The organism is Flexibacter flexilis DSM 6793, assembly GCF_900112255.1.
Taxonomy (GTDB): domain Bacteria; phylum Bacteroidota; class Bacteroidia; order Cytophagales; family Flexibacteraceae; genus Flexibacter; species Flexibacter flexilis.
Map to the genome: position 1 here is coordinate 139,020 of NZ_FOLE01000008.1, position 15,772 is coordinate 154,791.

General features: G+C 41.5%; 14 protein-coding genes. 7 read left to right on the forward strand and 7 right to left on the reverse strand.

Annotated elements, in window-relative coordinates; translation table 11 throughout:
• Positions 1-6: 6 nt before the first annotated feature.
• From BM090_RS13325 to BM090_RS13340, 4 genes are all read right to left on the reverse strand, one after another.
• Positions 7-915, reverse strand: coding sequence for a 3-hydroxybutyryl-CoA dehydrogenase (locus BM090_RS13325; RefSeq protein ID WP_091514002.1), 909 nt, complete (start codon positions 913-915; stop codon positions 7-9).
• 162 nt (positions 916-1,077) lie between these two features.
• Entirely contained in the window at positions 1,078-1,518 is a 441-nt protein-coding gene (locus BM090_RS13330; RefSeq protein WP_091514006.1) for a DUF2141 domain-containing protein, read from the reverse strand.
• A gap of 82 nt (positions 1,519-1,600) precedes the next feature.
• The gene (locus BM090_RS13335) at positions 1,601-2,464 is read right to left on the reverse strand and encodes a sigma-70 family RNA polymerase sigma factor (protein ID WP_091514010.1); all 864 of its coding nucleotides are present in this window, start codon (positions 2,462-2,464) and stop codon (positions 1,601-1,603) included.
• 134 nt (positions 2,465-2,598) lie between these two features.
• A complete protein-coding gene (locus BM090_RS13340; protein WP_091514013.1) occupies positions 2,599-3,240 on the reverse strand; it encodes an MBL fold metallo-hydrolase in 642 nt (213 codons plus the stop codon).
• Between the two features lie 324 nt (positions 3,241-3,564).
• On the opposite strand from BM090_RS13340, the gene BM090_RS13345 reads away from it, so the two are divergent.
• Positions 3,565-4,059 carry a hypothetical protein gene (locus BM090_RS13345; RefSeq protein WP_091514017.1) on the forward strand — a complete coding sequence of 165 codons (495 nt, stop codon included), beginning with the start codon at positions 3,565-3,567 and terminating at the stop codon, positions 4,057-4,059.
• Between the two features lie 63 nt (positions 4,060-4,122).
• Positions 4,123-5,184: an acyltransferase family protein gene (locus BM090_RS13350; protein ID WP_091514020.1), complete on the forward strand. Its 1,062-nt coding sequence runs from the start codon at positions 4,123-4,125 to the stop codon at positions 5,182-5,184.
• Between the two features lie 716 nt (positions 5,185-5,900).
• Here BM090_RS13350 and BM090_RS13355 read toward each other — a convergent pair.
• On the reverse strand, positions 5,901-6,329 hold the full coding sequence (locus tag BM090_RS13355; RefSeq protein WP_091514024.1) for a hypothetical protein: 429 nt from the start codon (positions 6,327-6,329) through the stop codon (positions 5,901-5,903).
• 199 nt (positions 6,330-6,528) lie between these two features.
• On the opposite strand from BM090_RS13355, the gene BM090_RS13360 reads away from it, so the two are divergent.
• The 3 genes from BM090_RS13360 (at position 6,529) to BM090_RS13370 (ending at position 10,988) form a co-directional block, all read left to right on the forward strand.
• Positions 6,529-8,166, forward strand: coding sequence for a CTP synthase (locus tag BM090_RS13360; RefSeq protein ID WP_091514027.1), 1,638 nt, complete (start codon positions 6,529-6,531; stop codon positions 8,164-8,166).
• Positions 8,167-8,258: 92 nt separating this feature from the next.
• On the forward strand, positions 8,259-10,058 hold the full coding sequence (yidC, locus tag BM090_RS13365) for a membrane protein insertase YidC (RefSeq protein ID WP_091514031.1): 1,800 nt from the start codon (positions 8,259-8,261) through the stop codon (positions 10,056-10,058).
• Positions 10,059-10,166: 108 nt separating this feature from the next.
• Positions 10,167-10,988, forward strand: coding sequence for an aminotransferase class IV (locus BM090_RS13370; protein ID WP_091514034.1), 822 nt, complete (start codon positions 10,167-10,169; stop codon positions 10,986-10,988).
• On the opposite strand, the gene BM090_RS13375 is transcribed toward BM090_RS13370, so the two are convergent.
• Together BM090_RS13375 and BM090_RS13380 are read right to left on the reverse strand one after the other, a co-directional pair.
• Positions 10,979-11,857, reverse strand: a complete 879-nt coding sequence (locus tag BM090_RS13375; protein ID WP_091514316.1) for an RsmD family RNA methyltransferase — start codon at positions 11,855-11,857, stop codon at positions 10,979-10,981. The genes BM090_RS13370 and BM090_RS13375 overlap by 10 nt on opposite strands.
• Positions 11,858-11,892: 35 nt before the next feature.
• A complete protein-coding gene (locus BM090_RS13380; protein WP_091514038.1) occupies positions 11,893-12,879 on the reverse strand; it encodes an MraY family glycosyltransferase in 987 nt (328 codons plus the stop codon).
• Between the two features lie 207 nt (positions 12,880-13,086).
• Here BM090_RS13380 and BM090_RS13385 point away from each other — a divergent pair, with 207 nt between their 5' ends.
• Together BM090_RS13385 and BM090_RS13390 are read left to right on the forward strand one after the other, a co-directional pair.
• Positions 13,087-13,839 carry an outer membrane beta-barrel protein gene (locus BM090_RS13385; RefSeq protein WP_091514041.1) on the forward strand — a complete coding sequence of 251 codons (753 nt, stop codon included), beginning with the start codon at positions 13,087-13,089 and terminating at the stop codon, positions 13,837-13,839.
• 42 nt (positions 13,840-13,881) lie between these two features.
• Positions 13,882-15,762 (forward strand): putative porin, encoded by a 1,881-nt coding sequence (locus BM090_RS13390; RefSeq protein ID WP_177199935.1) that lies wholly within the window; start codon positions 13,882-13,884, stop codon positions 15,760-15,762.
• Positions 15,763-15,772 lie beyond the last annotated feature (10 nt).

The following is a 15,772-nucleotide window of genomic DNA, read 5'->3' on the forward strand; positions in this document are numbered from 1 at the left end:
AAATAATTAAACTGTAGCGAATGGTTGTTTTTTGCTAAAACGATTTGCTACAATTAGTTCTTTGCTGCCGTGCCCCCATTGGTAAAAACCTTCACCAGACTTAACGCCTTTGTAGCCAGCAGTTACCATATTTACTAAAAGCGGGCAAGGGGCATATTTAGGATTACCAAAACCATCATGCAATACATTCAAGATAGAAAGGCACACATCCAAACCTATAAAGTCTGCTAATTGCAAAGGCCCCATTGGGTGCGCCATGCCCAGTTTCATTACAGTATCAATTTCTTCTACGCCCGCCACACCTTCATAAAGAGCATAAATCGCTTCGTTAATCATTGGAAGCAAAATGCGGTTTGAAATAAAGCCAGGGTAGTCATTTACTTCTGTTGGCACTTTTTCTAATTGCTTAGAAAGTTCCATTATAGCATTAGTAGTTTCGTCGGATGTAGCGTAGCCGCGAATAATCTCTACTAATTTCATTACAGGCACTGGGTTCATGAAGTGCATCCCAATTACTTTATCGGCACGTTTAGTAACAGAACCTATTTTAGTAATAGAAATAGAAGATGTGTTGCTTGCTAGAATTGTTTTAGCAGGAGATATTTCGCAAAGATTTGCGAATATTTTTAGTTTAGTGTCGATGTTCTCTGTTGCAGCCTCTACTACTAAGTCAGCATCGCTTACTGCATCGCTAATATTAGTAAAGGTTTTGATATTGGCTAAGGTTGCTAATTTAACTTCCTCTGGCAATCCTTTACTAACTTGGCGATCTAAGTTTTTGCTAATAGTTGCCAGTGCCTTATTTAGCGAATCTTGCGAAATATCTACTAAGTTAACGCTAAAACCGTGTTGTGCAAATACGTGAGCAATACCATTGCCCATCGTACCCGAACCAATTACTACTATGTTTTTCATTGGATAAATGAGATAAATTTTGGGTTGAAAATTTCGGAATATCTGAAATTAATGCAAATATACAACACTCTATTTGATTGTTATGCAAACGATGTCTTTATTTGCGCTTTATTCGCTTGTTTTATAAATATTATAGTTATGTAAAATAAAAAATACTAACTTTTAGCGCAAATAGTACATGGAAATCAGGAGCTTTTGGTGCGAAACATTGAGTTCAAACTTTGCTTTTTCGTAACGCGGAAGGCTAAACAAACTCATAGATTGACCAGAAACGGCATAACCTTCTTGAGGCATGCCCAGCAAGTTATAATCCATACGATGATTGCCGTTTTCGTCGTGCAAAAAGCTAATGGCATACGTGCCGTAAGGTAGGGATTCGAAACGTACAGGCGATTTTAAAGTACTAACTGAAATTGATTTTGTTATATAGGTTTTGGCGGGATTGTTCGGGAATCCATCGGCTTGGCGATACACAGAGATAAGCAATTGGCCTTTTTCGTTGCGTAGATTTTGGATGTTTATTTCGATAGTCCCCGTCGGTTCGTGTGGTGCAGCGGTCGTTTGAAAAGAAAAGAATGTTGCTAAAATGAAAGAATATAACATAGGCTATTTTTAGAAAGAGAAAGACAAAAAAAGAGGCTGCCACTTTTGTAGCAACCTCTTTGTAGGGCAATTTGTTTTACTTTTAACCTAAATAAGGTTTCAATGCTTTGCTGCGGCTCGTATGGCGTAGGCGGCGAATCGCTTTTTCTTTGATTTGGCGCACACGCTCACGCGTAAGATTGAATTTCTCGCCGATTTCTTCCAGCGTCATGGCATGTTCGCCATTCAGACCGAAATAGTAAGTGATTACTTCGGCTTCGCGCATGGTAAGCGTCGAAAGGGCGCGTTGCACTTCGCGGCGCAAAGAATCGTTCATTAGTTCGGAGTCTGGCGTTACTTCGCTGTCATTCTCCAACACGTCCAACAAACTATTTTCTTCGCCTTGTACGAATGGTGCATCCATCGAAACGTGACGGCCAGAGATTTTGAGCGTGTCCACGATTTCGGAAGTACTTACTTCCAATACTTCGGCCAACTCGTCTGGCGATGGCTCGCGTTCATATTTTTGTTCAAGCTCCGAGAAGGTCTTAGAAATTTTGTTCAAAGAACCCACGCGGTTGAGCGGAAGGCGTACGATACGCGACTGTTCGGCCAAAGCTTGCAAAATAGATTGACGAATCCACCAAACGGCATAAGAAATGAACTTAAAACCGCGCGTTTCGTCGAAACGTTGAGCTGCTTTGATAAGCCCTAAGTTACCTTCGTTGATAAGGTCGCCGAGTGATAAACCCTGATTCTGATATTGTTTTGCTACCGAAACCACAAAGCGTAAGTTGGCTTTGGTGAGTTTTTCGAGTGCATATTGGTCTCCGTCGCGGATACGTTTTGCCAAATCTACTTCTTCATCGGGTGAGAGCAAATCCACCTTGCCAATTTCTTGTAAATATTTGTCAAGTGACTGGCTTTCGCGGTTGGTAATTTGCTTGCTTATTTTGAGCTGTCTCATGGTTGGCGCGGCAAAAGGTTAATATTATAAATGTGAAATCAAAAGCGTTTTTACAAAAAGCTTCATGTTCAGAAAACACAAAAGCTAACTACAAAGTTCTTACTTTTTTCGTTTAGTTCAAAATAAAAAATTGCCTATACGAACGGATTATAGCGTTTTTCGTGCGCGATGGTGGTGCTTGGGCCATGTCCTGCGTACACACGTGTGTCGTCGGGCAGCGCAAACATTTTTGTTTTGATGCTATCTATCAGGTCGTTATGGTTGCAGTAGGGGAAGTCGGTGCGGCCTACGCTTTCCCGAAACAATACATCGCCACTAATACAAAATCTTTCGGCTGTGTTATAAAAAGCAACGTGACCAGGTGCATGACCTGGCACAAAGAGAATATCTAAAGCGTTATTTCCCAATAAAATTTGCTGGCCTTCTTCCAAATAAATATCAGCTTCGCAACGTTCATAGTTCATAAATCCGTACATGGTGGCCGAAGCGTAAGAATTATCCAAAATCACTTGCTCCAAACGATGAATCATGAGTGGAACATTGTACTGATTTTTGACAAAAGTATTGCCCAACACATGGTCTATGTGACAATGCGTATTGAGTAAATATTTGACTGTAAGAGAATTTTGAGCAATGAATTTTTCTAAGGCGGCTTGCTCGTGCGCGTTGTAACAACCTGGGTCAATAATGGCCGTTTCGAGGCTTTCGCTATCAAAAACCACGTAGGTGTTTTCCTGAAAACCGTTGAATGTAAAGGACTGAATTTTGAAACTCATACGACTTAATTAAAATTTAAGGATAAAAGTAAACGATAATTGTCAGCTTTGCAGAAAACATTCCCCTTAAACTTACATTAAGAATTTGATAATTTGGATATAAAATGCGTATCTTGCTAACAATTTAAGTGTAAACAGGTGTATTAATCAAATATCTAAAAGGTTGTAAAGGCCTTAACGTGTTACTATACAGTATGTTGTTTTTATAAACATCGCCTTTGTTTTTGTGTGGATAACTTCTGCGGCATTGTTTTTGATACAAATCTGATGTAGTTTTTTTTAAAAAGATAAAAGTGTATTCAGCTAAAAAGCTCACTCCAAACTATGCGTATTAACACAAATACTATATTCGTATTGTTGCTGCTGGCAGTGGTGGCCGTGTATAATATGGCGTGCAATCGCACCCAGTACATTTGCCCTGCGTATCAGAGTGCGTTTTACCTTAGTGGGCCGGTGGAGACCAAATCTTTTATGATTATCGGTAAAGATTCGAGTTTGTATGCCTTCGACTCGTCGGCGGCAGAAGGCGAGCAAGCCGAGCAAATTTTTATTTCGCCAGTGCAGCAGCCCAAACGTACCAAAAATTCGATGTTAGGCGTTACGCCAGAGCAATTTGCGCTGTTTGATATGGAAGATACCGCCTCCGCGCCAATTATAGACAATATGGTGCGAAAAAATAAGGTTTTGCTTATTGAGCGCATGCACAAAAAGAAGAAAGAAAAGCTAATGGCGACCGTGCCCATGATTACGGTGTTCCCAGACTCGGCGCAAGCAGATACCAACTTGTTTGAGACCGACAAAACCAGAATAAAACAATAAAAATATTAAAGGGTAATGTAGCAAATACGTTACCCTTTTTGATGCTTTGAAAAGAATATTACCATGAACCAAATTTTATCCCAAAGAATAACTTCATTAAGATTTTTATTGATAGTATTTGTTATTTTTATCCACAATAATATCTTTTTTATAAACTTAGGCACGGGGACTGTTGTATTGGATATTCCGCCGTATGTTAGCCATATAAAATATTTGGTTTCTGATATAATTGCGCGTATTGCTGTTCCTTTATTTTTTTTAATATCAGGCTATTTGTTGTATTTGAAAGAAAATACTTTTTTTCAAATTTTAACTAAAAAGACTAAAACAATTGCAGTTCCGTATCTTGTTTGGACAAGTTTAGCGATTCTTTTATTTGCATTAGGCCAGCATTTGACTTTCACAAAAGCATTTTTTGCAAATCCACAAAACAATATTACTAATTTTGATATATTAGATTATATAGATGCTGTTGTAGGCCGATTTACGGTACGTTCGCCATATCCGTTGGTTTATCAATTTTGGTTTTTAAGAGATTTAATTTTGCTTAATTTCTCTGCAATTATTTTTAAGAAAATAATAGATAAATTCCCGATAGCATTCCTTTTTCTTGCTATATTTTTTTGGATAGTAGATTATAATTTGTACTTATATTCAGCCGAATCTATGTTGTTTTTTGTATTGGGTTATTATATTCATAAATATAATTTGACTACGGATAAAATAGATAGTATCCAATATTTTGACATTTTATTGCTTTATGCTATCACTATTTGTATAGAATTGTTTTGCCCTCAATATAGACAGATTATCCATAAAATAAATATTATTATTGGCGCAGTATTGGCAATAAAATTATCGTTAGTTTTTGTATTGAAAGAACGTATTTTTAATGTATTATCTCAGCTTAGTGCGTATGCTTTTTTTGTATATGCCATGCATGAACCTTTGCTAACGGTATTACGCAAAATAAGTATTAAAATAATGCCGACTTATGGAATCTATGTATTAATACAATATTTTATGGTCGCATTTGTTTGTATTGCTATTTGCTTGGTAGTGGGTGTGGTTCTGAGAAAGAGCGTTCCCAAACTGTATGAGTTCCTGAGTGGAGGAAGGGCATAGATTAAAAAATATACCACAAAAAAGCCGCGACTCGTATGGGTTGCGGCTTTTGCGTTTAGGAGAGGGAATTTTTGTAATAGTCTATGATACATCGACAACAATAAACTGTCTATTTCACTTAAATAGTATTTATTGTTGTCGATGTATAATTTATTGTCTGTAAACTCAATGAATTGCCACACGTCGCCTGTGGTCGTACAGCCAAAAAGTTTGTTTAAGCGTATTCCTTTTTTGTCATTGTACTTTTTTGCTCCAACTAATTGCGCAGAACATTGCCTAACGCCTTCTTCTAAATCGTTGCGCTTGGCTTCTACCACATGAAAAATGGGTACGCTGATGTCGTAGGACTTGGTGTCTTTGCTCAAAATGAAATCACATTCGCCCTGTAATCCTTTTTCTTTGTCCCCTATAAGATTATCGCCAGAATAGATAGTGAAAAATTTATTATTGAGATTGCGTAACTCTTTAAGGATTGGCACAACAATCCATTCACTTCGTGCCTTTTCGCTTTTGATAGGCATTTCTTTGCTGTCTGTCAATTCTTTTTGCAGCCATTGAGTGGGTTTGATGGGCGTTACGGGAAAATATAATTCCTTTCGCTCATTGGTTATGCTAAATTTTTCCTCTAAATCAGACAAAGTAAAATCAGAATAAGCCATAGTTTGGATATAAAGTTAGTTATGTTTTGTTGATGATGGGGGGCGTATTATATGGTTTTACTTATTTTCAACTGTAGATAGGATTCCTATGCCTTTTATTAAGCCTTCTATCTCATTGGAGATATTTACACTCTCAATCGCTCTATATTTATCATTGTCATATTTTTCAAAAATCTTTTTTGCTCTCTCATATGAGTCTGGAAAATCTTTTTTGTTTTGTTCTAAAAAACTTAGAGCAGCAAGAATAAAACCTTCAGAGGTAAACTCTGTTTGCTTTTTTTCTATTAATAAGTTGGCTGATTTTGAAACTTTTTCAATTCTATCTACTTTAGAATTAAGAAAAACGATGTATGATGTAAGAGTTAAGATTATTAGCGTAAACACTATTTTAATGATAATTTTCTCTTTCCACTCGGAAGGAAAGAAAAATCCTATAATTCCTGTGATTCCGCTAACAAGTCCAAGAATTGTAATAGTATTATCCATATTTATTCATTTTAATTATTGTATATAAATAATATATTGTATTTTATGCTTATAATTTGCAAGTTAGTATCTTATATAATATAAAACCATTGATTACATTGCACTTCCGCCATTTTCTCTAAAAAAATCAATTTTCGCCGCCTTTTTGCCGTTTCGTGGCATAAAATGTATAACTTTGCGCCCCGTAAAGAAACAAACTATGTCCATCACAAAATACATCTTCGTTACGGGCGGCGTTACTTCGTCGTTAGGAAAAGGGATTATTTCGGCTTCTTTGGCCAAACTCCTTCAGTCGCGTGGTCTTTCGGTTACCATTCAGAAATTTGACCCTTATCTGAACATTGACCCAGGAACACTTAATCCTTATGAGCATGGAGAGTGCTATGTTACGGACGATGGCGCAGAAACTGACCTTGATTTAGGACATTATGAGCGTTTCCTTAACATTGCTACCTCACAAGCCAACAACATCACCACAGGCCGCATTTACAACAACGTGATTACGCGCGAGCGTCGCGGCGATTACTTGGGCAAAACCGTTCAGGTCATTCCACACATCACCGACGAAATCAAACGCAACTTCTTTTTGTTGGGCAACACAGGCCAATACGACATTGTGATTACCGAAATCGGTGGTTGTGTCGGCGATATTGAGTCTTTGCCGTTCATTGAGGCCGTGCGTCAGGCGCGTTGGGAACTGGGCGAACATAACGCCTTAGTCATTCACCTTACTTTAGTGCCGTACCTTAAATCCGCAGGCGAACTAAAGACCAAACCAACCCAACATTCCGTAAAAACATTGTTGGAAGCAGGGATTCAGCCTGATATTTTGGTTTGTCGCACGGAGCATCATTTGCCGCAAGAGATTCGCCGCAAATTGGCTTTGTTCTGCAATGTGCATATCAATTCTGTGATAGAATCCATTGACGCAGAGACTATTTACGATGTGCCTTTGCTCATGAAAAAAGAAAAATTGGACGAGCGTGTTATTTCCAAAATGCGCCTTACGCCCAAGCAAGAAACCAATATCGAGAGTTGGCGCGACTTTTTGGGTCGTCTCAAAAATCCAACCGAAGAGGTAAACATTGCGTTGGTGGGCAAATACGTGGAGTTGCACGACGCTTATAAATCAATTGCTGAAGCCTTTATACACGCAGGCGCGGCCAACGAGTGCAAAGTGAATTTGCATTGGATTAAGGCCGAAGATTTGGTTTCGTGGGAAACAACTGTTTCGACACTTTCCAAAGTAGATGGAATTTTGGTTGCTCCAGGTTTTGGGGAAAGAGGTATCGAAGGCAAAATAAACGCGGTTCGCTACGCACGCGAAAACAATGTTCCGTTCTTTGGAATTTGTTTGGGAATGCAATGTGCCGTAGTGGAATTTTCGCGTAACGTACTGGGGCTGAAAGATGCCGCTTCTACGGAAATGAACCCCGACACGCCAAATCCTGTGATTTCTATTATGGAAAGCCAAAAAGATGTAACGATGAAAGGCGGCACGATGCGTTTGGGCGCGTACCGTTGCGAGTTGCAAAAAGGCTCTAAAGCATATCAGGCTTACGGCAAAGCCGAAATTTCGGAACGCCATCGCCACCGCTACGAATTTAACAGCGATTACCGCGACCAAATCGAGGCGGCGGGTATGATTGCTTCGGGTATCAATCCTGATACGGGTTTAGTAGAAATAATCGAACTAAAAGACCATGTTTGGTTTGTGGGCGCACAATATCACCCCGAACTTAAGAGTACAGTTTTGAATCCACACCCTTTATTTGTTAAGTTTGTGCGCGTTGCGCTCGAAACGTACAAAGCCAAGCATTTGGCTGAGCATAGATAATTTGTTTATAATCAATAATTTAAACTTAATTTTTAACTCAAAAAGGCCACTGGTTGGCCTTCTTTTAATTTAATTACATACACTAAAAAAGAATGGATAGGAACCAACTCACTGGACTATTGCTCATTTTCTTGATGCTTTTAGTCTATTTCCAGTTTATTGCTCCCAAACCTGAGGAGTTACCAGAGGTAAAGAATAAGATTTCGGCAGATAGTTTGGCCGCAGTTCGGGCAGCTGCTCCCGCTTTGCCTGCCAGCGACCAAGCACTTAGCGACTCGGCCTTAAAAGCCAAATATTCAGTAGCTTATGGCGAATTTACACCAGCTTTGCGCGGTGAAGAAAAAAAAGTAGTGCTCGAAAACAAAGATATTCGTGTTACACTGAGCACTTTGGGCGGTAAAATCACTTCGGTTTTGCTTAAAAACTATAAGACTTACGACCAAAAGCCGCTTTTGCTTACCGAGAAAAACAATAGCTCTTGCAACTTACAACTTCCGACAGCCGCAGGCAATATTGATTTGTCAAAGCTGTATTTCGTAGCGCAAAACACGTCGGCTAATGCGGCGGCTTTCCGCTTGGAAGTGGCGCAAGGTCGTTTTGTAGAACAAACGTACTCGCTTGGAGCAGAAGGTTTTACATTGGATTATGACTTGAAAGTAAACGGCATCAGCCTTAACCAACCTGCGCGTTTGGTGTGGCAAGAACGCCTCAAAAACTTTGAGAAAGACCCAGAACAAAGCCGCAACGCCGCCACAATCAATTACTTAGCTGCCGACGGTTTCGACCATTTGTCAGCTACAGCCAGCGGCGAGGAGAAAGAAGATGTAACTGCCGTGAAATGGGTTGCTTTCAAACAAAAGTTCTTTAACATGGCTCTTGTGTCGGAAGGCGCACCATTCGAGAAAGGCGAGGTTCGTACGAACATTACTTCTGCGATTTCTAACAACTACATCAAAACCGCAGAGGCGACACTTTTCATTCCTGCTGCCGACCTTAACGCAGGCAAAGCCAATTTCAAATACTATTTTGGGCCAAACCAATACAGTATCCTGAAATCGACAGAAATCGAAGACTTTTCTAAAAACGTAGAATTAGGTCTGCCTGTTATCAACTGGATTAACCGTTTCGTCGTAATTCCAGTGTTCCATTTGCTCGAAAAGTCGATTAGCAACTACGGCATTATCATTGTTATTTTGGTATTGCTTATCAAATTGGTATTGTTCCCACTTTCTTATAAGTCTTATGTTTCGATGGCCAAAATGAAGGTTTTGAAGCCAGAACTTGACGAAATCAAAGAAAAACACGGCGACGATATGGCCGCCGCCCAACAAGACCAAATGAAACTGTACGGCCAAGTGGGCGTAAGTCCGTTTAGTGGTTGTATTCCGTTGTTGTTGCAAATGCCTGTGTTATTGGCGATGTTCAACTTCTTCCCGAACTCTATCGAATTGCGCCAACAGGCTTTCTTGTGGGCAGGTGATTTGTCCGTGTACGATTCTATTTTGGATTTACCTTTCAAAATTCCAAGCTACGGCTCGCACGTGAGTTTGTTCACTATCTTGATGACGGCTTCTACGTTGGTGCTTACGTGGTTCAACAACCAAACTTCTACGGTGGCAGGCCCAATGCAATACATGTCGTACATTATGCCTGTGGTGTTCATGTTCATTCTTAACTCGTTGCCTGCTGGTTTGAGTTTCTACTACTTGGTTTCCAACGTAGTAAGTATCGGTCAACAAATGCTTATCCGCAACTTTGTAGATGAAGGAGCTATCCGCCGCAAATTGGACGAAACACGCGAGAAAAACGCCAATAAGCCGAAATCTTCGTTCCAGCAACGCATCGAACAAGCCATGCGCAATGCTGACCAAGCGAAAAAATCGCAAAAATAATTGCCGCAAGGCTTTTAATAAAATTCAGAAAACGGCTCTCTGCAAAGGGAGTCGTTTTTTTGTTGAGATGGGCTTGTGTATTTTTGTGTTGGAAGTAAAAAGAAAATTATGAAGTGTTATTATAACGGTCAAATGATTGATATTGAGCAATTTAATGTAACCTCCAAAAGCCGTGCGTTTTGTTATGGTGATGGTGTTTTTGAAACAATCATCACTGATGCCGCAGGTTTTCCGCGCCATTGGGCGGCGCATTGGCAAAGGCTTACGGCTGGGCTTATGGCCTTGCAAATTGCTGTTGATGAGTATTTTACATCAGATTTTTTATTGAAAAAAATACAAGAACTTGCTCAAATCAACGCCCCGAACGTGGCCGCACGCGTGCGTTTGCAGGTCTGGCGCAAAACTGGCGGACTTTATACGCCTACCCAAAACGGAGCAGATTGGCTTTTGGAGGCGCAACCGCACGAAGCATTTGTGGGGGAAAAGCAAACGACCATTCTCGCGCAAAGCGTGCATTTGCAGGCTTCGGCGTGGTCGGCTTACAAAACTTGCAATAGTTTGCCATACATCTTGGCGGGTTTGGAACGCGTGCGCTACGCCGCCGACGAGATTATCCTGACCGATACCGCAGGGCATTTGGCTGAATGTCAGGCGGCTAACTTGTTTTGGGTGAAAAATAACACACTTTTTACGCCTTCCTTGCAAACGGGCTGTATTGCAGGCATTACGCGCAGTTGGCTGTTGCGCAATGCGGCGCGATTGGGTTGGCAAGTGCAAGAGATTTGCGCCAAACCTGATGTTTTACAAGAAACCGAAATTGTTTTTGGGGGAAATGTAGCAGGTGTGTTTCCGATTCGCCGCCTCCACGACTGGCATTTTCGGGGAAATACACCTGCTGTAATTGAGCTACTTACGCAGTTTTATGAATGAAAACGGTAATACGTGCCCAGCGGCAAGCGTTTTTTGTGTTTATCTTCCAAATACAACTCGCCAGCTTCGGGATTTTTCACTTGCCCAAACGAGCAATTAATTAGGTTTTCGACGATAAGCGTAGAAAATCCCAACGAATACAGATTCAGGATAAAGAAGTGATTTTGTTTGTCCAAAAGCTGCGAGCAGAGTTTAAGTAATTCGTTAATGTGTTCTTCCAAAACCCATTTTTCACCATCGGGGCCACGTCCGTAGGCGGGCGGGTCAAGGATAATTCCCTGATACACAGAGCCACGTTTTACTTCGCGCTTCACAAACTTGAGGGCATCTTCCACCACCCAGCGAATGTTATCCAATTTGCTGGCCTCCATGTTTTCACGCGCCCAGCTTACCACTTGCTTCACCGAATCCACGTGCGCCACGTCTGCCCCAGCCGCTTTGGCGGCCAACGATGCGCCACCCGTATAAGCAAACAAGTTAAGCACGCGAGGCGTTTGTACAGGCATTTTTTGGGTGTGCGTAAAAATATACTCCCAATTGGCGGCCTGTTCGGGGAAAATTCCCACGTGTTTGAACGAAGAAAGCGCGATTTTGAAGCTAAGGCGCATTTGTGGGCTGCGATAGTCCATAAACCAACGTTCTGGCGTGCCTTTGCGCACAATCCATTCGCCTTTTTCTTGGCTGCCTTTTTCGCGGCGGAAGGTTGCACCCGCCAAATTTTCCCAATCCGTTTCGGAGAGAGATTTGTCCCAAGCGGCTTGCGGTTCGGGACGTGCCAAAATATGGTCGCCGAAGCGTTCTAATTTCTCAAAATTGCCCGAGTCGATGAGTTGGTACGTGCTCCAGTGTTCGGGGGTCAGTAATGCAATTGATTTCAAGGTATTTATCTATCTAAAATTTGATATTAGGCTTGTGCTTGTTGGGCGGCGTGACGGCGCAACAAATAGCTTTTGAGTGTCCAGTACAGCACGGCCAACGAAAGCAAAATAGCGGCGGCAATGCCTGTTTGTGTCGCGCCGCTCAAATCCGTTGTTTGGAATACTATAACGTTGATAATGAGCTGAATAATTCCGTAAATAATCGAAACGTTTACGTGAGGTATTTTGGTTTCGTTGGCCAAAACTTGGTACAAATGCGTGCGGTGCGGCTGGAAAATGTTTTCGCGGCGCATGAGGCGTTGCACAATCGTAAGCACGCTATCCACACCATAAACACCCAGCAGCAAAATATAATAAATGTTTTTGGCTTGGAAAATAAGGCCAGCCAACAAATAAATCACGATAAAGGCCACCGAAACACTGCCCACGTCTCCCGCAAAACATTTGGCTTTGGGGCGGCAATTAAAAAAGTTGAACACGGCAACGCCCACCGCAACCCATACAGGCAATTGCGTATCTGTGAAGGTGATTGTGTCCAATGTATTGAGATAAGCCAACGAGAGCAATGTTATTAGACTGTAAATCCCCGTAATGCCATTGATGCCGTCCATGAAGTTGTAAGCGTTCAGGATTCCGACGGCCAACACAAAAAAGCAAGCCAAAATCCACCAACTTTGCATATAAGCATCTAATTGATAAGCCATTAGGAGCATGGCTGTAAGTTGTAAGGCACTGCGTACGCCACTCGATACGCTGCTAATGTCGTCGTAAAAGCTGATAACCGTTACGATGGTCAGGCCAACAAAAAAATAGGGGAGGGGAAAGCCAAAATAAAAAAAGTAGGCGATGGCCGCCATATAAAAAACCACACCGCCGCCGCGAATCGTAATGCGTGTGTGCGAACTGCGTTGGTTGGGTTTATCGATGATGTTGAAGCGGTCGGCCAACCGAAAATACAGCAATTCGATAATAAATAAGCTGATAGCCAACGGGATAAGTAAAGTGTAATTCACGGTAATGAATGATTTGTGTGTAAAAAATGCCCGTACAAATCCAAAAAATACGCGGCAAATCGGGGCAAAGGTATAGAATTTGAAGAGAATTTGTAAACAGAATTTTTGTTATATAAATTTTTAAAATTATGTAAAATAAAATCAAAAAGAAAATAATGAATAAATTGCGACGTTTGGAAGGGGACACTTTATAACATATCATCAAAAATGAAAAAAATTGTACTCATTTTCGGAGTATTGGCGGCTTTGAGCACCCAAGTTGCTACGGCGCAATATGTAAATTTGCCGCCTGCCGCCACGCCTGTGTTGCGTAGCAAAATACAATTAGGTTTGTCGGCTGGGGCTGGCGTATCGCGTACACGTATTGCCGACTCGCCGTACAGCATGAAATGGCGCACTTCTGCGCAAATCGGGCTTACCTCGCGCTATTATTTCAAAGACGAAAAAACCTATTTGCAAGCTGATTTTCTGTTGAATAGAAGAGGCTATAACATTGATTACAACACCAAGCAATTAGGAAGCATGGGCAGCGACACCATTAGCACCAATATCAAAGGCTTTCAGAATATTTATTATTTGGATTTGCCGATTATGGTGGGCACTTTTCTGGACAAAAAGAAAAAATGGAGTGCCTATGCTGGCCTAACTTTCTCGCTTAGAGCTTTTTCGGTATTTGATTATAGCGGAAAAACCGTTTATACAACACCCGATACAATCTATGTAACGCACATCAAACAGCGCGATTACTCCAATAACGCCATTGATTTGGTGGATTTGGGGTTTTGTGCGGGTCTGCGCTATCATCTGCGCCCCAAGCTCAATATTTTTGCGCGTTATTCGCGGGATTTGGCGGGTGTGAGCCTCGGAGAAGCTGGCGGCCTGACCAACCGCAATGCGAATGTTTGGGCGGTGGCTGGTGTGGAACTTTATTTACAAGAATTTAAAAATATATTCTGGTAAAAGAAGGCATGATTATTGCCTTCGCTTTGTAAATTTGCCCTCGTGAAAAAGAAATTATTAATACTTAGCTTTAGTCTTTGGGCTTGCCAACAGGGTTTTGCCCAAATCGTAGATGATACTACACATCAAAAATACGGACCTCAAACGGTGCGCTATTTTCTCGAAAAAGAAATTTATGAAAATAAACGAGTGTTGCACACGCTGGACACTACGTTGCGCGACGTTCATAACACTGATGATTTTTTGTATTCCGACCAAAATTCATTTCGCCCAAACAAAAATTTAGGCAATTGGGGTTCGGCTATTCAATCGCAATATTTTGCCTTGCCCAAACAAATTGGTACCAACTACGGCGTAGATGTTTTTACGCCTTACGCACTTGATGCGGGGGCGGCGCGTTATTTCAATACGTTTTCGCCTTACACGTATGCGCATTATTATCAAGGTGGATTTGGTCGCCAAATGCTGAAAGCGGGTTTTAATCGCAATTTTACGACCCGTTTTAACTTTGGTTTTGATTATCGCCGCATCACGTCCCAAAAACAAATCGGCGTAACCAAAAACCGCGACCCAGAAGCCAGCCAACACGCAGGCCTTGTGTATGCGAGCTATGTTTCCAAAAATGGCAAATACGTTTTCTTGGGCAATTATTCGCACCTGAACCAATACACTTACGAAACGGGCGGCGTGAAACCAGCCCAAGAAGATTTTGTAGATGGGCAGTTGGACAAAGACAAATTGTTTGATTATAAAATCGAGCAAATCAATCTGTCGGCTACGGCGCACAACCGCGATTTGCGCAACAAATGGCATATTTATCAGCAATATACGCTTGATAATCAAGATGCTGTGCAGTTGTTTTATTTGTTTGAAAGAAGCCGCCAAACCAACCGTTACACAGACCCGTCCGTAGATAGTTCACAGATTTATGGGGCTGGGATTTATGATTCAAGTGCTACTTTTCAGCAACAAATCTATACGCTTTGGGAGCAAAGGGGCGGCATAAAAGGCAAGTTGGGCGGCGCGGCGCATTATGCTGTGTATTTCCGTCGCAAAGATTTTACGCTGAATAGCCTTTTCCCGATAGCGCAAACGCTTAAAAATGAGAACTTTGTAGGTGGACAATTGCGTTATCATTTGCCTGCTGATAGCACCTATTTTGTGAGTGTGGATGCCGAAATGCAGCCTTCGCGCGATTATTGGGCTAAAGTGTTGTTGCATACGGATTTGGTAGAGGCTGGCGCGGAGCAAATGCGTTATGCGCCGACGATGGTACAGCGTTATTACAATGGCAATCATTTTGTTTGGGAAAATCCCAATTTTGAATACACAGACGCTACGCACCTTTGGGGAAATGCCAATTTGAAATTAGGTAAAAAAATGGTTATCAAGCCAATGGCCGAGTTTACGACCCTGAAAAACTATATTTATTACGGTACAGATGCCAAAGCCCATCAAGTAGGAAAAGATACGACTATTAAGGTGTTGGCGGCGGGAACGGAACTTAATTTGACGCTTGGTAAATGGCACTTGAACCATTTGTTCCGCTATACCAAAACGTCGGGTGCGGACGTAATCCGTATGCCTGACAAGTACGCACAACTTCGTTACTACTACGAAAGTCCAATGTTTAAAAGTGCGTTGCTTGTGCAAGTCGGCTTGGATATGCGTTGGCGTTCGTCGTATTATGCCGATGCGTATATGCCTGCTACACAGCAGTTTCGGTTGCAAAATGACTTCTTAGTTTCGCCGTATATGGTGACGGATTTGTTTGTGAATATGCGCATCAAACGCGTTCAGATATTTTTTAAACTCAATAACATTACGCAAGGAATTGGCGGAAAAGGCTATTTTGCTGCACCTTATTACCCTGGCACGCGCCGTATGTTGGACTTTGGTCTGATTTGGCAATTCTTTGATTAATAGCTTTTTA